Here is a 22,667-nt window from a genome sequence, read left to right on the forward strand (position 1 = left end):
TAGCGCTGTTCAACTGGTACAGATTGCTCGATTGATCGGGAGTCAGATGGTGAACCGCAGGGAACTGGACCCCGAGAGCGGCCCCGGGGCAGCTTTCGGCGCGCGTCTGCGGAGATTGCGGGATGAGCGTGGCTGGACACAGGAGGAGCTAGGGGAACTGCTTGGGTGTACCGGGTCGCACATTTCCGCCGTGGAAATTGGTCGGCGTCCGCCAACTCGACGCTTCGCGACGAGTGTCGATCGGGCGTTTGGCACCGGAGACCGGTTCGAACGTCAGAGCCTCGCCGTGAGGCAAACGGCGCTTCTGGAGGGGTTCCCGGAGTACGTCGCGCAAGAGGCGAGAGCGGCAGAGATCAGGCTCTACGAAGTGGGGGTGATACCGGGATTGCTCCAGACGCCGCAGTACGCATCAACCATCGAAGATCATGAGGTCATGCGCGGGGCCGCTACGCCTGAACAAGCCAGTGAACGAGTAGCACTGGTAGCGAGTCGGCAATCCTCACTCCTCCGAACCCCTCCACCCCTGGTGCTTGTGGTGCTGGACGAAAGCTGTCTCCGTCGCCCCGTGGGCGGACACGCGGTCATGGATGAACAGTTCGATCGTCTCGTTGAGTTCGCAGAACTCCCGAACACGGCGCTACAGGTGGCCCCGTTCACCATGGCGGAACGTCGCCCGTTCACTCTGCCGATCACCGTCCTGACGCTCCCGGACCGCTCGCTGATGTCCTATGCGCAGTCGTCCCACCGGGGACACCTTGAGCGTGACAGTGGATCAGTAGTGCCAATACTCACCACCTACCATCAGCTACAGGTAGGGGCGCTCTCACAGGACGCTTCTGTTTCCATGATCAATCAGATTCGAAAGGGCACTAAGTGACCGTCGACTCGGTGAACCCCCAGTGGTTCACGTCCACATACAGCGGCCAGGGTGGGCAGTGCGTAGAGGTTGCCGCCAACCTCGCAGCCTCGCACGGCGTTGTCCCTGTCCGTGACAGCAAGCGGACTGGCGGACCGGTCCTCATGGTCTCCAGCGACGCGTTCGCCGGACTGGTCGCACTCGCACAGACCAGCGCCGTCTAGCCTAACCTCACGGCCCCGAGCCCCGTCGATTCCAATCCTCCGGAGTCGGCGGGGCTTATGTCACTCGTCGCGGGCAGCGCGGTGCCTTGGCGGTGCGCGGCGGCACCAGGACGGCCCGGTTCCGTCGGGTGCGGGTGCCGGTCTCGGCCCGGGGTGCTGGGAGGTGGCTTCCTGGGGTATATTGATCTTGTGCTCGCGGCCGGGAATCCCGGTTGTGGGACCGGCGTTGGTGGTCCAAGGAAAGACACCCCACTTCCCGTGGGGGGATGCAGGTGCAAGGCCTGCCCAGCGCTCGATCAAGGCCCCGGCCTCCTCAGGGAGGCCGGGGTTCTTTTTGATCCGCTGCGGCCCCCATCGCCAGGCCCGTCAACCTCACCCCAGCAGCGAAGTGATCCGGAACGCCGAAGTGCCGAGCCCGGTCGGGTGGAAGGAACGGGCGGCCGGGCCGTGGTCGCGGCGGATCTCGGTCTCGCGGTAGCGCCGGGTGGTGCGGTGCCACTCCAGATTCCCGGCCAGGTACTGCTTGAGGTCCTCCGAGTACCGCTCCAGGGCCGCCCGGGCCTCCGGGGTCAAGTCGAACTCGTCGAACAGCGTCGGTAGGTCCTCCGCGATCAGGAGCTCGAACTGTCGTACGCGAGCGGTCGTCAGCCGCGCGACGATGTCCCTGGCCCGGAGCCGGTCCACCCCCAGGAAGTTCTCCACGACCAGCACCATATTGTGCATCTCACCGTCGAACTCGATCTCCCGCTGGTAGGAGAAGAGATCGTTGGTGAAGCTGTTGCAGTCCTGTACAGCGGTCTCCAACTCCCGGATCACACCGGTCTGATACACCTCGGACGGGACGGCGTCGGAGCGTGTGAACGCCGCCAGCTGCATGATCAGATCAGTCCCGAAGGTCCTGCGCCGCATCTCGACGTAGTCGATCGGGTCGGGGATCCGGCGCTGGGCCTGGTTGTCCAACTCCCATACCCAGCTGTCGGTCATATCGAGCACCGACGCACGGTAGGCCCGTCGGGCGGACTCCGTCAGCGGACCGGCGGTGCGCCGCCACAGGTCGGCGAGGCCGCGTTCGACCGGACTCATCGGAGTCGGGGTCGGGGTCGGGGTCGGCCCGGCGTCCAGCGGCATGAACTCAGCGAGCCGGCCGTGCCAGATCCTGCCCGCCACCGCGTCGCCGGTGGTCATGAAGGCCCGTACGAAGTAGTCGTCGGAGTAGGTGCCCCACAGGGCCCAGTCCGCGGAGAGCGTGAGCTGCTCGGGACTCGCGTCAGGGTAGAACACCGCGGTGAGGTAGGCGAGATCGTACTCCCGGCAGCGCCGCTCGTCCCACACCTCGCCGCCGTCGACCCCGGGCACCACGTCGAAGCAGCCCATCTCCCGCGACCAGGCCACCGTGGTCTCCCGCGCGAGGTCCACATGCGGGCTGGTCCGGAAGCCGAAGGGCATGTAGAACTCCGGCAGCGGCAGGGCGCCGACGGGTTGGCACGGCTGGTGGGCGTGCTGTCGGAGCCTGCGCGCCGTACCGTGGGCCAGCCCGGCCGGGAGCAGCGCCGCCGAGGTGCCCAGCCCGGTCGGCCCGCCCAGGCGCGGCGCAGACCCGTGGGCGGTGCCCCCGCGCATATACCGGCTGGACCTGAGATGCCACTCATGCCCGCCCGACTGCCAGTCCTGTAGCCCCTTGGCGTAGCCGGTCACGGCCGCCTGCTGGTGCGGGGGCACGGCCTCCTCCGCCAGCAGCGCGGGCACCTCGGTCAGGGCGGTGTTCTCGAACTGCTGGAGCCGCGAGGTCAAGAGGTCGTTGACCAGGTCGGCGGCCTGCTGGGTCGAGCAGTCGAGGAACCGTTCGAAGACGAGCACCGCGTTGGAGTTCTCCCCCTCCTGCTGCACCTCGCGCTGGTACGAGAAGAGGTCGTTGCGCAGGTGCACCGCGTCGGCGAAGGCGTCCGCCAGGACCGTCATCGGCCTGGCCCCGGCCACCTGCTCCGGTACCTCGGCGCCCGTGGCGTACTCGACGAGATTCGCCGACCAGGGGGCCCCGCCCACCCTGCGCCGCATCTGCACATACTCGATGGGGTTGGCGATCCTGCCCCGGTCGATGTTCTCCAGCTCCCACATCGACTCGACCATGAGGTTGTGGGTGCTGGTGCGGAACCGTCGCCGCCACTGTGCCGACATCGCCGGAGCGGTACGCCGCCACACGTCGGCCAGCCCCGCTTCGGCGGGGTTGGCCGGCTCCGGCGCCGCCCCGTCGGCGGTCATGAACAGATTGAGCCGGTCCAGATACGCCTTGGCGCCGCGCAGGTCGCGCGAGTACTTGAACTGCTCCAGGAAGTGGTCGTCGAAGAAGAAGACCCACACATACCAGTCGGTCACCAGGTCCAGGGTGGGACTGTCGCAGTCCGGGTGGGTGTAGGCGCAGAGCAGCGCGTAGTCCATCGCGTCCAGCGCGGCCTTGTCCCAGACCACGCCGCCACCGGGCCTGGGCGTGTCCAGCATGCCCATCCGGAGCGCCCACTGTCCCGAGTGCGCCCGGGCCTCTTCCAGATGCGGGTTCAGGCGAGCCGGATGGGGCACATAGAAGACCGGAAGCTCGAACGGCTGTGTCACGATCCATGACCTCTCGTCGGGAGTCGAGATATGACGGTCATTCACAGCTCAAGCGGTCCAGGAGGGTCCTGGTGCCGTGTCAGCCCGCCCCTTGCTCATTGCGGACCGGTCAACCGCTCGCGGCCCCCGCACAGTGTGGGCGCCGACCTGGGCGCCGCGCCGAGACTCCCCTCCGCATTCACACGTACGAGGTGCGAGCCGTCCTTCCGTCCGACTCGGCTTCCTTCACGGCACCTTCGGCCCGCCGATGAAGCTCCCGTCCTCGTCGTGCACCCAAGGGTTGGCAACACAGCCCTTGAGCCCCTTGATCTGCTGCATCATCGCCGACGCGGGCCGCCCGGGACCGGCGCAGCCCCGGTGGCCGTAGCCGAGCACATGGCCGACCTCGTGGTTGATGATCAGCGCGTGGTAGTCATGGGCCCGGTCCGGGTACTGCTCGCTCAGCTCGACCCAGCGCCGTACGTTGACCACCAGATCGGGCGCGTTGGCGCAGTTGACCTCGCCGCCGGTGTCCAGCCCCCAGGCCCCGCAGAGCCGGTCGGTCGTCCCCGGCGAGACCACGTGCACCACCATGTCGTACGGCGGTGAGCCGACCCGCTGGAAGGACGCCGCGCCCTGCCGGGTCCAGCCGCGCCGGTCGCGGAGGATGCCGTCGATCTCATCGGCCGTCTTCCCGGCGTCCAGGCCGGTGCCGTCCTCCACCTTCACCCCGTAGCGGATGAGCCTGCCTCCGCTGCCCACGCGCCGGCCGGTCCCCTCGGCCCAGGTATAGGTGCCGGGCCCGTTCTCCTGGTACCGGGGGGCCTTCGGCGGCTCGGGGGAGTCCCTCGGCTTCGGCGAGGGCGGCTTGGGATCGTCCGTCACGGTGTCCGCCGGAGTCGACCGCTCCGCCTGGTCCGGCGGAGCGGGAGCCGGAGCGGGAGCCGGGTCTGAGGGGCCGGGGGAGTCAGGCCGTACCGCGTGTGCGGCCCAGGCCACGGTCCCCGCGCAGAGCAGCGCGGTCAGCGCCCGGAACGCCTTCTTCCGGGGGGAGGCGCGCTTACGTCTGCTCATCCGCCGCCGGGATCGCGGAGCGGAGTCCGGACGGGCACGCCGCTGTCCGGCATCGGCGCGATCACGGTCCGGGGCGGTGGCGAGCAGGTCTGGCGACATGGTGGATCTGCCTCTGTGAGGGGGCGAGCGACCGCGGTCCACGCGGGGACTGGGAGCGTCGGGGGGACGCTCACCAGTGGACTCCATGGGCCGTACTGCCGCGGTGAGCAAACCCGCTCACACGGATTTCACCTCGGACCCGGATACTTGTCGCAGGTCATCCGGGTGAGGAGCGGGCGGGAACGCATGAGAGTGCTGCTGGTCGAGGACGAGGAGATGCTCGCCGAGGCGATGGCGGAGGGGCTCCGTCACGAAGGGTTCGCGGTGGACGTGGTCCACGACGGCGCGGCGGCGCTGGAGAACACGGCCGTCCACGCCTATGACGTCATGGTCCTCGACCGTGATCTCCCTCTGGTGCACGGGGACGAGGTCTGCCGGCGCACCGTCGCCTCCGGAGCCGAGGTGAGGGTCCTCATGCTCACGGTCTCCACCACGGTGGCCGAACGGGTCGCGGGGCTCGGGCTCGGCGCCGACGACTATCTGACCAAGCCCTTCGCGTTCGCCGAACTCGTCGCGCGGATACGGGCCCTGGGCCGCCGCTCACGGCCCGCGGTTCCCCCCGTGCTCGAACGGGCCGGCATCCGGCTCGACACCCATCTGCGCCAGATCACCCGCGACGGCCGGTACATCCCCCTGTCCCGCAAGGAGTTCGCGGTGCTGGAGGAGCTGCTGCGGGCCGAGGGCGCCCCGGTGTCGGCCGAAGCGCTGCTGGAGCGCGCCTGGGACCAGAACGTCGACCCGTTCACCACGGTCGTCCGGGTCACCATGCGCTCCCTGCGGCGCAAGCTCGGGGACGAGCCGGTCATCGAGACCCTCACCGGCGTCGGCTACCGCATCCGGTGATCCTGCGCGCGCTCGGCGGCAGCCTCAGGGTCCGGCTCACCGTCGTCTTCGGTCTGATGTTCTTCGTGGCCGGGGCGGCGATCTTCGGCGGCGCCCTGATCCTGGTGGGCAACAGCATGGAGTACACCCTCAATCTGCCGTTCACCGCCGTCCAACCGGTCCCTGTGCCCCCGTCCCCGGACGAGCCGCTGCCCACGGACAGGACGTCCCCCACCGCGCAGCCCTCTCCCGGGCGGACGGTGCTGCCCGACGGGAAGCGGCCCGCGCCGCCGGAGAGCTCGGAGCCGACCATCCGGCCGTCGGAGGAGCGGTGGGGGTACGCGACCTCGGAGCCGGTGCTGATCGATCCGGCGTCCCGCGCGACCGTGCTCGACTCCATGCAGAAGAACCTCATGGCCAAGGGCGGACTCGCCGTCCTCGGCGTGGGGATCGTCGCCACCACCTCGGGCTGGCTGGTCGCGGGCAGACTGCTGCGTCCGCTCAACCGCATCACCTCGACGGCCGAGCGCATCGCGGGCCGCACCCTGCACCGGCGTATCGACCTCGATGAACCGCCGGGCGAGGTGAAGCGTCTCGCCGACTCCTTCGACAGCATGCTCGACCGTCTCGACGAGGCGTTCGCCGGGCAGGACCGGTTCATCGCCAATGCCGCGCATGAGCTCAAGACGCCGCTGGCCGTGGGGCGGACCCTGGTCGAGGTCGCCGTGGCCCGGCCGGGTGCGCCCGCGGAGGTGCAGCGGCTGGGGGAGAACCTCCTCGCCGTCAACGAACGCCATGAGCGGCTGATCGACTCGCTGCTGACGCTGGCGCGCGCCGAGAGCACGGTCACCGGGGGGCTGCCCGTCGATCTCGCCGCGATAGCCGGGGCCGTGGTCGGCCAGGCGGGCCCGGCGGCCACGGCGCGGGGGATCACGATCACGGTCGAGGCGGGGGCCGCGCCCGCTGTGGGCGACCCCGTACTCCTCGAACAGCTCGTCCGCAATCTGGTCGACAACGCCGTCAAGTACAACCGTCCCGAAGGCTGGATCCGGGTGACGACCGGCACCGGCCGCGCGGGTGTCCGCATCACCGTCGCCAACACCGGCGCGGTCATCGGGACGCATGAGATCCCCGTGCTCTTCGAGCCGTTCCGCCGGCTGACCGACCGGGTCGGCTCCGCCCGGGGCAGCGGGCTCGGTCTGTCCATCGTGCGGGCGGTGGCGCGGACGCACAACGGCGACGCCACGGCGGTTCCGCTGCCGGACGGCGGCCTGGAGGTGACCGCGACCCTGCCCCCGGCCGACGGCACGGCCACCGGGCCTCGCGCCTCCGGCCGCCGCCGTCCGGCGGGGTGACGACGGACCGGGTGACGACGGACCGCGTGACGACGGACCGCGTGACGACGGACCGGCCCCCGGGACCGTGGACACGCGCCGGGCCGTGGACGCGCCTTGGGCGGCAGTACGGCAGCCGGCCCCGGAACCGAGCACCGGCCCCGGCTGCCGGGAGGCCCTGCCCGGCCACGGCTCGCGCCCGCCCCGGTCACTCCCGCCACCAGCGGCGCAGCACCTCCTCGGCGGGCTTGCCGTGCGGGGTGTAGGCCAGCCGTCGTTCGGTCTCGCCGCTGTCCGGCCAGTCGTCCCACATCCACCAGCACACCCCGGCCCACCACGCCCGGCCGTCGAACGCGGTCAGCAGGGCCTGATAGGCGGCGGACTGCTCCGCGGCCCCGGTGCGCTCGCTGACGGTCCAGGAGTACGGCGCGGACGCGGTGCCGCGCTGGCTGACATATCCCGCCTCGGTGAACAGGATCCTTCTGTTCTGCCGGGCGGCGAACGCGGCGAGTTCCGCGACGATCGGCCGCCAGCCCTTCGCGAGCCGCGCGGGGTCGGCCGTGGCGGACTCGGCGAGCGGCCAGTAGGCGTCCACGCCGATCAGATCGAGCGCGCCCCAGAACCGGACGCGGGCGTATTCGTCATAATTGGCGGCATAAGTCAGCGGGCCGTCGTAGACCTCGCGCACCGCGGTGATCACCTTCGTCCACCGCCGGCGGTCGCCCGAGGTGCCGGCCAGCTCGGTGCCCACGGCGAACTGCTCCACGTTCAGCTCCCGCGCCAGCCGCCCGTAGTGGGTGATGAAGCGCTCGTACGCGGTGAACCAGGCGTCCCGGTCGGCGGGCCGGATCTCCGCCCGATCACCGCCGTCCACCAGATCCACATGCGGTTTGAGCATCACCTTCAGCCCCATGGAGCGGGCCAGTGCGACGATCCTGCGCACACTGTTGTCGCTCGCCGTCTCCTCGCTGGTGCGCGGCAGGGAGCGGACGGTCCCGTTCTGGTACCAGGTGGGGGTGAAGACCACCCACCGCGCGCCGGTGTCGGCGATCTGCCGCAGATACTCCCGGGCCTCGGGCCGGTCGTAGTCGTCGACTCCCCAGGCGGGCAGGGTGACCCCCTGTATCCGCTCGTCCGGCGCGGGCGGGCCGTCCCCGCCCGCGCCGCATCCGGTCAGTACGGCCAGTACGGCCATGGCCGCCGCCACGGTGGCCGCCCGCCTCAGCGCTCTCATCGGGACCGGGCCTTTCCCGGGCCGGAGCGGGCCCGGATGACGCGAGCCGTTCCCGGCCCGCGCGAGGCGGACCGGGAACGGCGGGCGGTGCGAGTTGGAGCAGGGGTGGAGCAGAGGTGGAGCAGAGGTGGATCAAAGGTGGAACAGGCCGTGGAGCAGAGGTGGAACAGGCCGTGGAGCAGGCCGTGGAGCAGGCCGGATCAGAGCAGGCTCTCCGGGCTGACGAAGGTGTAGCCGAGGGCCACGATGCCCTCCACGACCTTCTTCAGCGGCGCCACATCGTGGTACGGGTGGTAGTAGAAGCTGGCGAAGCCGTCCCGTACGGCGAGGTTGGCCTTGGCGTTGTTGATCAGGTCGGCCTCAAGCCGGGGCGGGTTGTTGTTGTGGCCCACCGGCTCGTAGCTGCCCATGTTCTCCGGCAGCACCTTGGTGCCGTAGACGTCCGTCACCGGGTACGGGAAGAACTGGCCGAGGTAGCGGCTGGAGTCGACCGGGGTGCCGGTCAGCGTCCCGGCGAAGTACAGCGAACGCTCCAGCCGGGCCTCGAAGTTGCGCGCGAACACCTTGTAGTCGGTGGCCGAAGCGGCGTAGTGCGGGGTGGTCCACAGCCGGGGCTTCGGCAGCCCGACCCGCGCGAACTCGGCCAGCGCGGCGGTGACCCTGCCCTGGGCCCAGGCGTCGGAGTCCTCGGTCACCGGACCGTCGTAGATCACCGCGCCGTTCGGCGTCTCCTCGTGAGCGCGGAAGAACTCGAAGTCGTCGGCCGACAGACCGTTGTACGGGTTGTTCACATTCGAGTACTGATGGGTGTAGCCGTGATCCATCAGCACCGCGCCGTTGGCCAGCATGTACTTGATGGTGCTCACCAGACCGGGCCGCTGGGAGAGCCGCACGGTACGCGGCACACCGTTGCTCTGCACGCCCTTGGGGTCGTTGTAGACCGGGATGACGTTGATGCCGTAGGGGATGTTCTGCGACTTCAGATAGTCGGCGATCGCCCGGAGCCGGGTGGCGTCGGACAGCGGTGTGATGTCCTCCAGGCGCACCATGGCCCGGTGCTGCTCCGCCGTCTGCGGGGCGAGCGCGTCGAACAGCAGATCATGGAAGGCGATGATCCGGTCCGACTCCGAGACGAAGGTGAAGGGGATCTCGCCGAGGTAGGTCAGATTGCCGGAGCGCAGCCCCCACGGGAAGGTCGCGGCCCCGCCGCCGGTGGTGTCCACCGCCGTGGCGATCTCGGTGACCGGCGCGGCGCCCGGGTTGGTGCTGATCTTGGGACGGAGCACGCCGGCGTCCTGGCCGAAGGGCATTTTGCGGGTGAGCGTCTGGCCCTTGTAATTGACCTTGGTGACCTGGCCGATTCCGCTGCCGTTGTCGTAGTAGGACGACGTCGGATCCCAGCCGTACCGGAACTCGAACTCCTGGATGCTGATGGAGTTCGCCATGTTCCAGATATTGCCGCCCATCCAGATCACCGGACGCTCGGATAACAAGGTGTCCAGGTAGAAGTCCTGGGGCACGGCGTCCGGAAGCGTGTCGCTGTAGTAGGTGGAGCCGATGTAGACGGTGGCGTCGTAGGTCTCCATCAGGGCGGGGGTGTACTCCTGGACCGGCTTGGCGGTCACGGTGCCGAAGCGTCCGCCGAGGTTCGCCACCCCCATCGCGTACAACTCGCCGAGGTGGCCGAACGGGCCCGCGTTGTCGTACAGGACCAGCGTCTTGGCCTGGCCCGGCAGCGGTGCGCGCGGCGCCCGCCTCGGCATCGGCCCGGCGGCCTCGGAGCGCCGGATCTGCTTCGATGTCCGCTTTTCGCTGGAGCTCTTTCCGGCCGATTCGGCGCGGCGTTCGGCGTCGGCCGACCGCTGCGCGGCGGCCCAGCCCTTGAGATCCTTGGCGTCCAGACCGGTGGCGAGGTCCTGCGAGGCCATCCGGTCGACGTCCCCCCGGCCGCCCCGGGCCGCCGCGGCCGTCGGAGTCAGCAGGCTGCTCGCCATCAGAGTGGCGATGGCGAGAGCGATCAGAGCCAGCCAGGCCGGCCGCGATCTTCTCCAGCTTCTCCAGGGTTCGCGCATACTCTTTTTACCCCCTCGATTCTGGTCCCGCATTGCGTGGAACAAGACTCTGAGAAGGCGACGGATCATGGCCGATTCGTAGCGCAAGAGGCCATGCCCGGGCCACCACAGATTTCCACAAGCGGATTGTGGAGCTCAACGACCCGGGATTCTTCTGACGATTCCGGTCGGCTGTCAATGGGGCATGGGGGCAGAAAAATCAAGCCTTGAAATTTCAACAGAATACCCCCTCCGGGTGGATCCGTCTGGTACTTTCCGTAGGCGCGCAGAGGCCGGTCCGTTGGGGACGCGCCAGCCGCTCCTGCGCAGAGTTGAAGGTGGGGGGACGATGTACGGTAGGTCTGCTCTGGGATCAACGCTGCCCTTGGTGGGCTTGGCGGTGGCACCGGACGAGATACCCGGGATCGAGGTGGCCAGAGTTCTACAGGCGACCGCCGGCGCGGGGTTTCTGCTGTACTGCCTGGTCGCTCTCGGACTGCTGGCGGCGCGTCTGCGATTACGAGCACGAACCTCCGTGACCGGTGTCGGCCCCACAGGGTGGCAGGACCGGGCCGCGGCGGACCGGTCGTGACCGATGTACCGCTGATATGGGCAAGTGTCGGCCTCATCGCGATGGCCGGAACATATAATTTTGGCCTCTTTCTGCTCTCCCGCCGTAAGGTGCCGCACCGCCCCGACACCGGCGACCAGCGCTTCTATGTCTTTATGCTCGCCTGCCTCAATGAGGAAATGGTGCTCGGCGAGAGCCTCGCCCGGATCACCGCGCTGCCGGCCGGGAACTGCGTCGCCCTGGTCATCGACGACGCGTCCGAGGACCGCACGGCCGAGATCGCGCGATCGGCGGACCCCCAGCGGGTCTGGCTCCACCAGCGCCATCTGCCCGACGCCCGGCGGGGCAAAGGCGCGGCGCTCAACGACGGCGTCCGGCTGCTACGCGCGTCGAGTCTGCTCGGCGACCGCGATCCACACGATGTCATCGTCTGCGTGGTGGACGCCGACGGCAGGCTGGACCGCCATGTGATCGACGCCGTCGACCCGTTCTTCAACGACCCGTGGACCGGCGCCGCCCAGATCGGTGTCCGGATGTACAACCGCCGGGAGGGGCTGCTCGCCCGGCTCCAGGACATGGAGTTCGTCGTCTACGGCGATATCTTCCAGAGCGCCCGACGATTCATCGGCAGCGTCGGCATGGGCGGCAACGGCCAGTTCATGAGGCTGTCGGCGCTCGACTCGCTGGGCGAGAACCCCTGGAGCGACAGCCTCACCGAGGATCTGGACCTGGGCGTCCGGCTGATCGCGCGCGGCTGGACCAATCAGTACTGCACCACGGCCGCCGTCTCCCAGCAGGCCGTGCTCGATCTGCGGCGGCTGGTCCGCCAGCGCTCCCGCTGGTTCCAGGGACATCTCCAGTCGGCCCATCTGGCCCCGCTGATACTGCGTGAGGTCCCCGGCCGCCGGGCGGCGATGGACCTCATCTACCACCTCTCCAGCCCGGTGCTGATCCTGCTCACCTCGGTACTGCCGCTCTCCTTCCTGGTCGCCGTGCTCGGCGCGATCATCGGAACGATCCGGACCGGTCATCCCATGGTCTCCACGATGTGGTTCATCGGCCCCTATGTGCTGTCGTTCACCTCCGCCTGGATCTACGGATTCGTCTACCACCGGCGCGAGCGGTCGATCAGCGCACTCCACGCGGTGCGCCTCGGCCACGCCTTCGTCCTCTACGGCTATATCTGGTTCGCGGCCGGGTGGTGGGGGCTGTGGCGGGCGATCACCGGCAAACGGACCTGGCTGAAGACCGACCGCAGCTGACCCCGTACGACACGACTCCCCGCGCCGGTGCACCCCACGCTCGTTCCGCACCGCCCTGTTCCGCTCCGTAACGCGCTCCTTCCGCTCATCTCGCCAAGGGAGACCCATGTCCTTATCAGGCAGACCGCACTCCCCGTCCACGGACGGCGGCGTCCGCACCATGGTCGTGCTCGGCACCCGCCCGGAGGCCATCAAACTGGCCCCGGTGGTACGGGCGATGACCGCATCCCCGCTGTTCCGGCCGATGGTGGTGACCACCGGCCAGCACCGGGAGATGCTTCAGCAGATGCTCGGCCTGCTCGGCGTCGGGGTGAAGACCGATCTGGCGGTGATGCGGGAGCGGCAGCGGCTCTCGGAGCTCACCGCCCGTCTGGTGGAACGGCTGGGCGAGGTGATCCGCGCCGAACAGCCCGATCTGGTGGTGGTCCAGGGCGACACCACCACAGCTTTCTGCGGCGCGCTCGCCGCGTTCTACGAGCGCACACCCGTCGCCCATGTCGAAGCGGGCCTGCGTACCGGCGTACCGGACAACCCCTTCCCCGAAGAGCTCAACCGCCGGCTGATCGGCCGGGTGGCGCGCTGGCACTTCGCCCCCACCGCGCGGTCCGCCGGCCATCTGCACGCCGAGGGAGTGCCGGCCGGTCAGGTGATCACCACGGGCAACACCGTGGTCGACAATCTGCTCTGGGTACGGGAGCAGGGCGGCGGGCTCAGCGCCTTCCGCACCGGCCTGCGGAAGGTGCTGCTGACCCTGCACCGCCGGGAGAACCAGGGCGACCGGATGCGTGCGATGGGCGCGGCGCTGCGCCGGCTGGCGGACCGGGGAGATGTGGAGATCGCGCTGCCGCTGCACCGCAGCCCGGCGGTGCGCGAGGCCCTGCTCCCGGAGCTGGCGGGCCACCCCGGGGTGACGGTGGTGGACCCGCTCGGCTATCTGGACTTCGTGGCCACCCTGGCCGACTGCGATCTGGTGCTGACCGATTCCGGCGGGCTCCAGGAGGAGGCCCCGAGCCTGGGGAAGCCCGCGCTGGTGCTGCGGACCACCACCGAGCGCCCGGAGGCGGTGGAGGCGGGGGTGGCCCGGCTGGTGGGCACCGACCCCGAGCTGATCCTGGCCGCCGCCCAGCGGCTGCTGGACGATCCGGCCGAGTACCGGAGGATGGCGGCGCCGGGGAACCCGTTCGGCGACGGCCGGGCCGCCGACCGTATCGTGGCGCGGCTCAACGGGGACTTCGGCGGCGCCCCCGGCCCGGGGATCGCGCCCTTCGGCGCCGGGGCCGGTGCCCAGGGCGCTCCGGGGGACGGCGCGCGCCCGCCGGGTGATCCGGCCGCCTCCTCCGTACCAGGGCACGGCGATCCGGCCGGCTCGTATGATCCGGTGGTATGAGGCCCACGCGATGGCGTCACCGTCTGCGGATCGGAGGGCTCGTCCTGGCCCTCGCCCTGACGGCGGCCGTCGGCATGGCGGTGGTGGACCGGTGGGACGGGGAACGGCGGACGCCGTCGGTCGAGTCCTGGCGGGACGGATCGGTCCACGGCCCCTGGCGGTCGGTGTTCCACGGCTATGGAACCAACACCGGCGGAGCGGACGAGCTGACGCTCACCCCGCACGCCGCGAGCGAGCGCAAACGCACCCATGCCTGTCTGGTGATCTCCACCGAGCGCTATGAACGGCTGGACTACCGGGCCCGGATGCGCACCGCCGAGCAGCTCAGGGCGGCGAGCCCCAATCCGTGGGAAGTGGCCTGGCTGGTGTGGGCGTACACCGACCCCGAGCACTTCTACTATCTGGCGCTCAAGCCCAACGGCTGGGAGCTCGGCAAACGGGATCCCGAATACCGGGGCGGACAGCGGTTCCTGGCCACCGGTCTGCCCCGCTTCCCGGTCGGCGACTGGTCGCAGGTCCGGGTGCGGCAGCGCGGCGCCCGGATGACGGTGTCGGTGGACGGACGCACGGTGGTCGCCTTCACCGACCGGGAACGCCCCTATACGGCGGGGAGCGTGGGGGCCTACACCGAGGACGCGCGCGCGGAGTTCCGGGAGATCGCCGTCGCCCCGGAGCGGTGAGCCGCGCTCGCCCCAGCCGCCCTCCCCGGTGCCGCACCGGGGAGCGGGCGACCGCGTGCGGCCCGGCGCCCGCCGTCTCGTATGCTCCCGGCCATGAGCGGCGGGGAGAGCGGCAGACGGGTCATCGACGGGCGGTTCGCGCTGGAGACGCGCCTCGGCGGCGGCGGCATGGGCACGGTGTGGCGGGCACGCGATCTGGTCCTGGACCGGGCCGTGGCGCTCAAGGAGGTGAGGCCGCCCGATCCCGGGCTCGCCGAGTACGACCCGGAGTCCGCGCTGCTGCTGCGGCCGGACGGCCGCCCCGTCCTCACCGACTTCGGCATAGCCGCCATCCGGGAGTCGACCGCGCTGACCGCGACCGGGTCCATGATCGGCACGCCGGACTATATGGCCCCCGAGCGGATCACCGGGGGCGACGGAGGTCCGAGCGCCGATCTGTGGTCGCTGGCGATGATGCTGTACGTCGCGGTCGAGGGCCGTCATCCACTGCGCAGGGGTACGACGCTGGCCACCCTCGCCGCCGTCCTCTACGACCCGCTGCCGCCGCCGGTCCGGGCGGGAGCGCTGGCCGGGGTGCTGGGCGCCGTGCTGGTCAGGGACCCGGCGGCGCGGCCGGACGCGGAGACCGTGGACCGCATGCTGGCCGCGGCTGTACGGGGCGACGCGGACCCCTCCGTACGGCCGGGGACGACGTCCTACCGGCTGTCGCCCCCGGCGGCCCCGCCTGCCGGGCCGTACCCCGGCGAGCGGACGGTCCCGCCCGCCGGGCCGTCCGCTGCTCAGGACGCCGCTCCCCGGCCGGCCGCCGCCGGGCCCGCTCCGGCGGATGAGCGCCGGGGCCGGCGCTCCCGCCGTGCCGCGATCGGCTCCTCGATCCTCGGCATGGTGCTGACGGGGGTGCTGGTGTGGACGCTGCCGCTGGGCGACGCGGACGGCGACGGCTCCCCGTCCGCGTCATCGGGCGGGGCCGACGCCGGCTCGCGCACGCCCAGTGCCCGGCCGTCCGGGACATCGTCCGTCACACCCTCCGGCACACCGTCCGCTTCGCGGCCGGGGCAGGACGCACCGAAGGAGACGGGGGATGGGAAGGGGAAAGCGAAGGCCGCGGATCTGCTGACACCGGGCGGCATCCGCGTGGCCCTCAAGAAGCTCAAGGCCGAGATGGGCACCGACCAGGTGGGCTATCTGGTCGTGTATCCGGGGTATCTGTTGGCGCGGGGCATGGTGGACGGCAGCGACAAGCGGTACGACACCTACACCTACTACGTCGGCCAGGGCGTCTCCCGGAGCTCGAACAGCGGCTCCCTGAAGGGCGGCGACCTGCCGGTGAGTCTCGACGCGTTCGACTGGGACGCGCTCCCCGCGCTGCTGAAGCGGGCGGAGAACGATCTGAACGTCGAGAAGCCGACCTTGCGCTATCTGTCGATCCGGCAGCCGAACGAGCTCTTCAACACGTCCGCGGCGATGGCCGTCTATCTGTCCGACGCCTACAGCAGCGGATATCTGGAGGCCGACGCAGACGGCCGGGTGACCCGGGTGACGCCCGCCGGGTCCTGAACGCCGGCGGGACCGGCCGGGCCCGGCTGACGCGGATCGCCCGGCCGCTCGGCGGGGTGTCCAGCGAAGGGGCCTGCCGCTCGGCGTAACCGGTGAACGCCCCGCCGAGCGGCCCGCCGTCCGTCAGTCGCGCCTGCCCGTCGTCCGCGCGAGCACCCCGCCGGCGGCCGTCTCCCGCTTCCGGGGCTCGTAACCCGCCTTCTTCGGGAGGTCGGCCGAACCGTCCGGCCCGATCTTCGGCAGACTCCGCTGCGGCGTGTAGAGGAGCGCCTTCTCCTTGTCGATGACACCGTCCTCGGAGACGCCGTACAGCGCGTTGTAGATCTTGCGCACGGCGGGCGCCGAGGCGCCGGAGCCCGTACCGCCCTGGGAGATCGTCAGGACGATCGAGTAGTCCTTGGTGTACGTGGCGAACCACGAGGTGGTCTGCTTGCCGTAGACCTCGGCGGTGCTCGTCTTGGCGTGCATCGGTATCTCGTCCTGCGGCCAGCCGCCGAACCGCCATTCGGCCGTGCCACGGGTGGCGACCCCCGCGAGGGCGCCGTCTATCGCGTCGCGGGTCTCCTTCGTCATGGGCAGCCTGCGCTGCGCCTTGGGCTTGATCTCCTTCACGCTTCTGCCGTCGGCGCTGACGATCGCCTTGCCGACGGAGGGCTGGTAGAGGGTGCCGCCGTTGGCGATGGCCGCGTAGATCGAGGCCATCTGGATGGGGGTGGCGAGGGTGTCGCCCTGCCCGATGGAGTAGTTGACGGAGTCACCGGCCCGTATCTGGTTGCCCTGGCGGCAGTTCTCGTAGGCGATCTGCTCGACGTAACTGCCGTCCTTCTTCCCCTGCTCGCACCAGGCGTCTTTGTTGGCCTCCCAGTACTTCTGCTTCCACTCGTGGTCGGGGACGCGTCCGCTGACCTCGTTGGGCAGATCGATGCCGGTCACCTTGCCGAGGCCGAACTGGTGGGCGGTCTTGTAGAACCAGTCGTCGGCGCCCTTCTTCGGCATGAGACCGCCGTCCTCGCGCCACTCCTTGTGCGCCAGCCGGTAGTACACGGTGTCGCAGGAGACCTCCAGCGCCCGGCCGAGGCTGATGGGGCCGTACCCCCTGGACTCGAAGTTCCCGAAACTCCGGCCGCCGATCGAGTACGAGCTGGAGCAGTCGTAGCGGCCGTCGAACGGGTAACCCGCGTTGACCGCGGCCGTGGTCGGAACGACCTTGAATATGGAGCCCGGAGCCGCCTGGCCCTGGATCGCGCGGTTCAGCAGCGGGAGATTGGAGCCCTTGCCCGTGAGCTTCCCGTAGTCCTCGGCGGAGATGCCGCCGACCCAGGCGTTCGGGTCGTACGTCGGATTGGACGCCATGGCGACGACCCGGCCCGTCCTGGCCTCCATCACCACGACCGCGCCGGAGTCCGCCTTGTAGTTCTCCCTGGTGTTGCGGTCCCACTCCTTGCGGGCTTCCTTCAGGGCCTCGTTCAGCTCGTACTCGGCGATGCGCTGGACGCGGGCGTCGATGGTGGTGACCAGGTTCGAGCCGGGCTGAGCCGGGTCGCTCTCGGCCTCGCCGATGACCCGGCCGAGATTGTCCACCTCGTAACGGGTCACACCCGCCCTGCCGCGCAGCTCGTCGTCGTACTCGCGCTCAAGACCGCTGCGACCCACCTGGTCGGAGCGGAGATAGGGCGAGTCGGTGTGCTGGGCCCGCCGGATCTCCTGATCGGAGACGGGCGAGAGATAGCCCAGCACCTGCGCGGTGTTGGCCCCGCCCGGGCCGGGATAGCGGCGCACGGCCACCGGCTCGGCGGAGATGCCGGGGAACTCCTCGGCGCGCTCGCGGATCTGGAGCGCCTGCCGGGCGGTGTCCTGGTCGGTGATGGGGATCGGCTGATACGGCGAACCGTTCCAGCACGGCTGCGGCGTCTTCGCGTCGCAGAGCCGGACCTTCTCCCTGACCCGCTCGGGCTTCATGCCCAGAACGCCGGCGAGCTTGGTGAGGACCGCCGCGCCGTCGTCGTCCATCGTCAGCAGCTCGGTACGGGAGGCGGAGACGACGAGCCGGGTCTCGTTGTCGGCGATCGGGACACCGCGTGCGTCGAGGATGGAGCCGCGTAACGCGGGCTGGACGACCCGCTGGACGTTATTGGCGGACGCCTGCTGGGAGTAGACGTCGCCCTTGCGGATCTGGAGATACCACAGTCTGCCGCCGAGGGTGAGAAGGAGCGAGAAGACGAGTATCTGAATGACGACGAGCCGTATCCGGACCCGTGGGGTCCGGCCCGTCTCCGGAATGTTGGTCACGCGCGATCCCTCTGCTGTGCCGTCGGCGGGCGCCCTGCCGGGGCCCGCTCGCTTGGTGCGGCGCTGCGCCCGATCTCTCGCGGCTGTCGCGAAGTGCGCTGAACCGGCGGCGCGTTGGCGGCTTCGGGAGCTCTCCGGCTGGGTCGGGCAGTCCTGCCACCACAGAGCCTAGGCGACCGGCCGCGCTCGACGCAGCCCGGGATCACGTCACCTTCGGCCGGGTACGGCCCGTCCGGGCGGAGACGCCGGCCAGGACGACGGGCGTTGCGGAGGCGCCGGCCAGGACGGCGGGCGTTGCGGAGGCGCCGGCCAGGACGGCGGGCGTTCCTATGCGCCTCGCCCACCGCCTATGCACATCTCGGCCCGAACCGTGACCAGAGTGCCGTCGGCGGGTTCAACTGGTCCCGATTTTCCGAGTCCAGTCGAGTGTACGGCGGAATGACGGAGGCTGTTCGATGACCACACCCCTGGCCGACTATGCCGAGTTCGCGGGCAAACGCGTCGCGATCGTCGAGCACATGCAGAACCACCCCTTCGTGCTGGGTCTGCACCAGGCGCGAGCGCACGGTCTTGAGGTCTGGCTGCTCACCGGCGACCGGTCCTGGTACACCCACGGCCACGACTGGGACTCCCACCCGCTCGCGGCGGCCGTCGACCGGGTGATCGACGTGGACACCACCGACCTGGAGGCGGTGCTGGCGGCGGTCACCGGCGACGACGGACGGCCCCAGGTGGACGGTCTGACGTCGTTCTCCGACTACCACACGGTGATCGCCGCGCAGGCGGCCCAGCGGCTCGGACTGCCCGGCCCCGACCCCGCCTCCGTGGAGACCGCGAACGTCAAGGACCGGCTGCGCGTCGCCCTCGGCGATGTGCCGTACAACATCCCCCACGCGCTGGTGAGCAGCCGGGAGCAGCTTGAGGAAGCCGTCCGCAAGCTGGGCTTCCCGATGATCGCCAAGCCCCCCGCCGAGGCCATCAGCTACGGAGTCCGGCGCGTCGACGACATGGCTCAGCTCGTCGAGGCGTGGGAGGAGCTGTCCGGGATGCGCCACAGCCTGCGCGGCCAGCCCCGCTCCGGTGATGTGCTGCTGGAGACCTATGTCGAGGGCGTCGAGGTCAGCGTCGAGACGATGACGGTCGACGGTTACACCCATGTCTTCGGCGTCACCTCCAAGGACCTGTTCGGGGACCCCGCGTACATCGAGTGCGGGCACACCTTCCCGGTGCCGCTGTCCGACGACGAGCGCGACGCGCTGTACTCCGTCGTCCGTGACACCCTCGCGGCGATCGGCTACCGGCACGGCCCGTGCCACACCGAGGTACGGCGCACCGAGACCGGCTGGCGCGTCATCGAGGCCAATCCGCGGACCCCGTCGAGCTGTATGACCATGCTGGTCACGGACGTCACCGGACGCAGCCCGATCCTGGACGCCTGGCTGCTCACGATCGGCGCGGTCCCGCGGATCGAGCCCGTCGTCCACAACGGCGGCGCGGCCGTGCGCATGATCTACCCGGAGCGGCGCGGCACCCTCAAGCGCGTCGACGGCGTCGAGGCGGCTGCCGCGGTCCCCGGCGTCCAGGTGCTGCTGCATGTGGAGAAGGGCGACAAGCTGCTCCAGCGCATGGACAACTCCTCCTGCGTCGGCTTCACCTACTGCACCGGACCGGACCGGCTGGAGGCCCAGGCCCTCGCCGACAAGGCCGCCGGATACCTCGACTTCGTGGTCGAAGAGGACGAAGAGGACGCGGAGCAGTGAGCGCCGACACGGCCGGGCCCGGGGAGCACGGCGGGGCGGATGTGACGCGGGTGGCCGACGCCGCCGGGCTGCCCGGGGCGGGCTGGTCGGATCTGGTCGGCCCCGAGGACTTCTTCCAGACCCCCCGCTGGCTGGCGGTACAGGAGCGCAACTCCGGCACCACGATGGACTTCCTGGTCCGCCGCCGGGCCGGGGCGCCCGTCGCGGCCCTGGTGACCGCCTGGGCGGACGATTCGGTGCCCTGGCTGCTCGCCCGGCCCGACGCGATGCTCGCCCGGGGGCTCGCCGACGAGACGCCCGAGCCCCAGGCGGCGGCCCGCCTCGCCGACGTGGCCGGGGGCGACCCCGCGTCGCTGCTGCCGTCCCTGGTGTGCGGCGGTCGCCACCTGGGCCGCACCCGCCCGCTGGCCGCGCCCGACGCGCTGCCGTCGGATGTCGAGGCGCTGGTGGCCGAGGCCGAGCGGCTCGCCGCGGAACGCGGCGCGGCCTCCGTGTGCTTCCCGCACGTCGACGAGCGCGACACCGGGCTCGTGGACCTGCTGAACAGCCGCGGCTACCGGTCGCACCCCTCGGCGCACTACGCCTGGCTGGCGATCCCGCCCGGCGGCTGGGACGAGTTCATCGCCGGGATGAGCAAGCACCGCCGCCGCCGGGTCAAGCTGGAGCGCCGGGCGCTGGCCGAGGCGAAGGTGGACGTGCGGATCGAGCCGCTCACCCAGGACCTGGTGCCCCGGCTGGGCGAGCTCGACTGCAATCTGCTGCGCAAGTACGGCAATCCGGCGAGCCCCGAGCACTCGGCGGGGCTGCTGAGCTGGATCGCCGAGGTCATGGGCGACGACGTCATGGTCTCCGTCGCCCGCAAGGACGGGGAGATCATCGGCTTCGGCATGGTGCTGCGCTCCCGGGCCCGGGGCCGCGAGGAGTGGTTCGGCCACCGCGCCGGATTCGACTACGACGCCCAGGGCAAGCTGCCGCTCTACTACGACGTCCTGTACTACCGGGTGCTGGAGGCCGCGGCCCAGGAGGGCGTGTCCGTCCTGCACGCCGGCATCGGCAGCGTCGAGGCGAAGCTCGCCCGCGGCTGCCAGGCCAGCCAGGAGCACTCCTTCCTGCTCCGTCTGCCCCGAACCGACACGGATTCCGAGAGGACCGCACGATGACCACGGAACGGCGACGACTCGCCCCGGCGAGTGCCCACGCCGGCTGGGACGCCGCCGTGGGGTCGATGGTGAACCCCTCGGAACGGCGCGGCGGCACCCTGCGGCTGGCCTCCTCGGCCGATGTGGACTCGCTCGACCCCGCGCGCACCTACTACGTATGGGTATGGCTGCTCCAGCGGATGCTCAACCGCACCCTGATGGCCTACCCCACCGACCCGGGGCCCGCCGGGCTCGTGCCCGTACCGGACCTGGCCGAGGGCCCCGGGCAGGTCAGCGACGGCGGCCGGACCTGGAGCTACCGGCTCCGCCCCGGTCTGCGCTTCGACGACGGCACCCCGATCACCTCGGCCGATGTGCGCCACGCCGTGCAGCGGGTGTTCGCCCAGGACGTGCTGCCCGGCGGCCCCACCTACCTCATACCGCTGCTGGACGACCCCGCCCGGCCCTACCCCGGCCCGTACCGGACCGAGGAACCGCTGCGGTCCGTGCGCACGCCCGACGACCGCACGATCGTCTTCCATCTCAACCGGCCGTTCTCCGACTTCGACCATCTGATGGCCCAGCCCTGCGCCGCGCCGGTGCCACAGCACGCCGACACCGGCGCGGAGTACGGCGCCGCCCCCCGCTCCAGCGGCCCGTACCGCGTCGCCGAGCACCGGCCGGGAGCCTTCCTCCACCTGGAGCGCAACCCGCACTGGGACCCGGCCACGGACCCGATCCGGCCCGCGCTGCCCGACCGGGTGGAGCTGACCATCGGCATGGACGTCGACGAACTCGACGACCGGCTGATCGACGGGGAGTTCGACATCAACCTGGAGGGCCGGGGCCTCCAGCACGCGGCCCAGAATCTGGTCACCGCGGACGATGTGCTGCGCTCGCACACGGACAACCCCCGTACGAGCTTTCTGCACTTCGTCGCGATCCAGCCGCACATCCCGCCGTTCGACGATGTGCGGGTGCGCCGGGCGGTGCACTACGCGGCGGACAAGATCCTGCTCCAGGAGGCGCGCGGCGGCCCCGTCACCGGCGGCGACCTGACCACGGCGCTCTTCCCGCCCACGCTGCCCGCACACCAGGACCTGGACCTGTACCCCACGGGCCAGGACCTCCGCGGCGATCTGGACGCGGCCCGCGCCGAGCTGAAGGCGGCCGGACTCCCGGACGGCTTCGAGGCGGTGATCGGCACCCAGCGCGGCAAGTTCCGGATGGTCGCCGACGCGGTCGCCGAATCGGTGGCCAGGGTCGGCATCCGGCTGACCGTGAAGGAACTCGACGTAGCCACGTACTTCAGCCTCGGAGCCGGGCACCCCGAGACCGTCCGCGAGCACGGGCTCGGCCTGATCGTCACCGACTGGGGCGCCGACTTCCCCACCGAGTACGGCTTCCTCTCCCCGCTCGTGGACGGCCGTCAGATCAAGCGCAACGGCGGCAACTGGAACCTCCCCGAACTCGACGATCCGATGGTCAACGATCTGATCGACGAGACCCTCCACACCACCGACCCCGCCGAGCGCGCCCGCCTGTGGCAGGCCGTGGAGCGGCGGGTGATGGAGCACGCCGTGCTGCTGCCCCTCGTCCACGACAAGACCCTGCACTTCCGCAACCCATGGGTCACCAATGTCTACGTCCACCCGGCGTTCGGCCTGTACGACATCCAGGCGATGGGCCTCGACTCGGTCGCCGGCGCCGGTGCTGGTTGATAAAGACGCCCACCGTTTCAG

General features: G+C 70.5%; 17 protein-coding genes. 12 read left to right on the forward strand and 5 right to left on the reverse strand.

What is annotated here, in order from left to right:
* Positions 1–46: 46 nt before the first annotated feature.
* Positions 47–877 (forward strand): helix-turn-helix domain-containing protein, encoded by an 831-nt coding sequence (locus tag FF041_RS20865; protein WP_153524194.1) that lies wholly within the window; start codon positions 47–49, stop codon positions 875–877.
* Between the two features lie 11 nt (positions 878–888).
* Entirely contained in the window at positions 889–1,080 is a 192-nt protein-coding gene (locus FF041_RS20870) for a DUF397 domain-containing protein (protein ID WP_407698183.1), read from the forward strand.
* Between the two features lie 372 nt (positions 1,081–1,452).
* On the opposite strand, the gene FF041_RS20875 is transcribed toward FF041_RS20870, so the two are convergent.
* Complete coding sequence (locus tag FF041_RS20875; RefSeq protein ID WP_323392288.1) at positions 1,453–3,687, reverse strand: terpene synthase family protein; 2,235 nt, start codon at positions 3,685–3,687, stop codon at positions 1,453–1,455.
* 225 nt (positions 3,688–3,912) lie between these two features.
* Positions 3,913–4,740, reverse strand: coding sequence for a DUF3152 domain-containing protein (locus FF041_RS20880; RefSeq protein WP_228388446.1), 828 nt, complete (start codon positions 4,738–4,740; stop codon positions 3,913–3,915).
* Between the two features lie 285 nt (positions 4,741–5,025).
* Between FF041_RS20880 and FF041_RS20885 the strand changes: the two genes are divergently transcribed.
* Both FF041_RS20885 and FF041_RS20890 read left to right on the forward strand, forming a co-directional pair.
* Entirely contained in the window at positions 5,026–5,682 is a 657-nt protein-coding gene (locus tag FF041_RS20885; RefSeq protein ID WP_153524195.1) for a response regulator transcription factor, read from the forward strand.
* Positions 5,679–7,016, forward strand: coding sequence for a sensor histidine kinase (locus FF041_RS20890; protein ID WP_323392290.1), 1,338 nt, complete (start codon positions 5,679–5,681; stop codon positions 7,014–7,016). Before FF041_RS20885 ends, FF041_RS20890 begins: the two co-directional genes overlap by 4 nt.
* Before the next feature lie 187 nt (positions 7,017–7,203).
* Here the strand turns inward: FF041_RS20890 and FF041_RS20895 are convergent, their stop codons facing one another.
* Both FF041_RS20895 and FF041_RS20900 read right to left on the reverse strand, forming a co-directional pair.
* Complete coding sequence (locus FF041_RS20895; RefSeq protein WP_153524196.1) at positions 7,204–8,229, reverse strand: glycoside hydrolase family 113; 1,026 nt, start codon at positions 8,227–8,229, stop codon at positions 7,204–7,206.
* A 200-nt stretch (positions 8,230–8,429) separates the two neighbouring features.
* Complete coding sequence (locus tag FF041_RS20900; protein WP_228388447.1) at positions 8,430–10,223, reverse strand: DUF2334 domain-containing protein; 1,794 nt, start codon at positions 10,221–10,223, stop codon at positions 8,430–8,432.
* 445 nt (positions 10,224–10,668) lie between these two features.
* Between FF041_RS20900 and FF041_RS20905 the strand changes: the two genes are divergently transcribed.
* From FF041_RS20905 to FF041_RS20925, 5 genes are all read left to right on the forward strand, one after another.
* A complete protein-coding gene (locus FF041_RS20905) occupies positions 10,669–10,872 on the forward strand; it encodes a hypothetical protein (RefSeq protein ID WP_153524198.1) in 204 nt (67 codons plus the stop codon).
* Positions 10,869–12,113 (forward strand): glycosyltransferase family 2 protein, encoded by a 1,245-nt coding sequence (locus FF041_RS20910; RefSeq protein WP_323392292.1) that lies wholly within the window; start codon positions 10,869–10,871, stop codon positions 12,111–12,113. The genes FF041_RS20905 and FF041_RS20910 overlap by 4 nt, the downstream gene beginning before the upstream one ends.
* A 106-nt stretch (positions 12,114–12,219) precedes the next feature.
* Positions 12,220–13,500, forward strand: coding sequence for a non-hydrolyzing UDP-N-acetylglucosamine 2-epimerase (gene wecB / locus FF041_RS20915; RefSeq protein WP_228388448.1), 1,281 nt, complete (start codon positions 12,220–12,222; stop codon positions 13,498–13,500).
* On the forward strand, positions 13,497–14,180 hold the full coding sequence (locus tag FF041_RS20920; RefSeq protein ID WP_153524199.1) for a family 16 glycoside hydrolase: 684 nt from the start codon (positions 13,497–13,499) through the stop codon (positions 14,178–14,180). The genes wecB and FF041_RS20920 overlap by 4 nt, the downstream gene beginning before the upstream one ends.
* Before the next feature lie 93 nt (positions 14,181–14,273).
* Positions 14,274–15,737 carry a serine/threonine-protein kinase gene (locus FF041_RS20925; RefSeq protein WP_194292110.1) on the forward strand — a complete coding sequence of 488 codons (1,464 nt, stop codon included), beginning with the start codon at positions 14,274–14,276 and terminating at the stop codon, positions 15,735–15,737.
* A gap of 123 nt (positions 15,738–15,860) precedes the next feature.
* Here the strand turns inward: FF041_RS20925 and mrdA are convergent, their stop codons facing one another.
* A complete protein-coding gene (gene mrdA, locus FF041_RS20930; protein ID WP_323392294.1) occupies positions 15,861–18,026 on the reverse strand; it encodes a penicillin-binding protein 2 in 2,166 nt (721 codons plus the stop codon).
* A gap of 455 nt (positions 18,027–18,481) precedes the next feature.
* On the opposite strand from mrdA, the gene FF041_RS20935 reads away from it, so the two are divergent.
* From FF041_RS20935 to FF041_RS20945, 3 genes are read left to right on the forward strand one after another with little or no spacing between them, the layout of a single operon-like run.
* On the forward strand, positions 18,482–19,786 hold the full coding sequence (locus FF041_RS20935; RefSeq protein ID WP_153524202.1) for an ATP-grasp domain-containing protein: 1,305 nt from the start codon (positions 18,482–18,484) through the stop codon (positions 19,784–19,786).
* The gene (locus FF041_RS20940; RefSeq protein ID WP_323392296.1) at positions 19,783–20,946 is read left to right on the forward strand and encodes a GNAT family N-acetyltransferase; all 1,164 of its coding nucleotides are present in this window, start codon (positions 19,783–19,785) and stop codon (positions 20,944–20,946) included. Before FF041_RS20935 ends, FF041_RS20940 begins: the two co-directional genes overlap by 4 nt.
* Complete coding sequence (locus tag FF041_RS20945; RefSeq protein WP_153524203.1) at positions 20,943–22,646, forward strand: ABC transporter substrate-binding protein; 1,704 nt, start codon at positions 20,943–20,945, stop codon at positions 22,644–22,646. Before FF041_RS20940 ends, FF041_RS20945 begins: the two co-directional genes overlap by 4 nt.
* Positions 22,647–22,667 lie beyond the last annotated feature (21 nt).

Source organism: Streptomyces jumonjinensis (assembly GCF_009600885.1).
In the GTDB taxonomy this organism is placed as follows: domain Bacteria; phylum Actinomycetota; class Actinomycetes; order Streptomycetales; family Streptomycetaceae; genus Streptomyces; species Streptomyces jumonjinensis.

Bases quoted from the DNA above. Each gene is read 5' to 3' on its own strand.
- FF041_RS20865 (WP_153524194.1), top strand. From the start codon at position 47: ATGGTGAACCGCAGGGAACTGGACCCCGAGAGCGGCCCCGGGGCAGCT.
- FF041_RS20895 (WP_153524196.1), bottom strand. From the start codon at position 8,229: ATGAGAGCGCTGAGGCGGGCGGCCACCGTGGCGGCGGCCATGGCCGTA.
- FF041_RS20920 (WP_153524199.1), top strand. From the start codon at position 13,497: ATGAGGCCCACGCGATGGCGTCACCGTCTGCGGATCGGAGGGCTCGTC.
- FF041_RS20880 (WP_228388446.1), bottom strand. From the start codon at position 4,740: ATGAGCAGACGTAAGCGCGCCTCCCCCCGGAAGAAGGCGTTCCGGGCG.
- FF041_RS20935 (WP_153524202.1), top strand. From the start codon at position 18,482: ATGACCACACCCCTGGCCGACTATGCCGAGTTCGCGGGCAAACGCGTC.
- wecB (WP_228388448.1), top strand. From the start codon at position 12,220: ATGTCCTTATCAGGCAGACCGCACTCCCCGTCCACGGACGGCGGCGTC.
- FF041_RS20925 (WP_194292110.1), top strand. From the start codon at position 14,274: ATGAGCGGCGGGGAGAGCGGCAGACGGGTCATCGACGGGCGGTTCGCG.
- FF041_RS20885 (WP_153524195.1), top strand. From the start codon at position 5,026: ATGAGAGTGCTGCTGGTCGAGGACGAGGAGATGCTCGCCGAGGCGATG.
- FF041_RS20945 (WP_153524203.1), top strand. From the start codon at position 20,943: ATGACCACGGAACGGCGACGACTCGCCCCGGCGAGTGCCCACGCCGGC.
- FF041_RS20900 (WP_228388447.1), bottom strand. From the start codon at position 10,223: ATGGCGAGCAGCCTGCTGACTCCGACGGCCGCGGCGGCCCGGGGCGGC.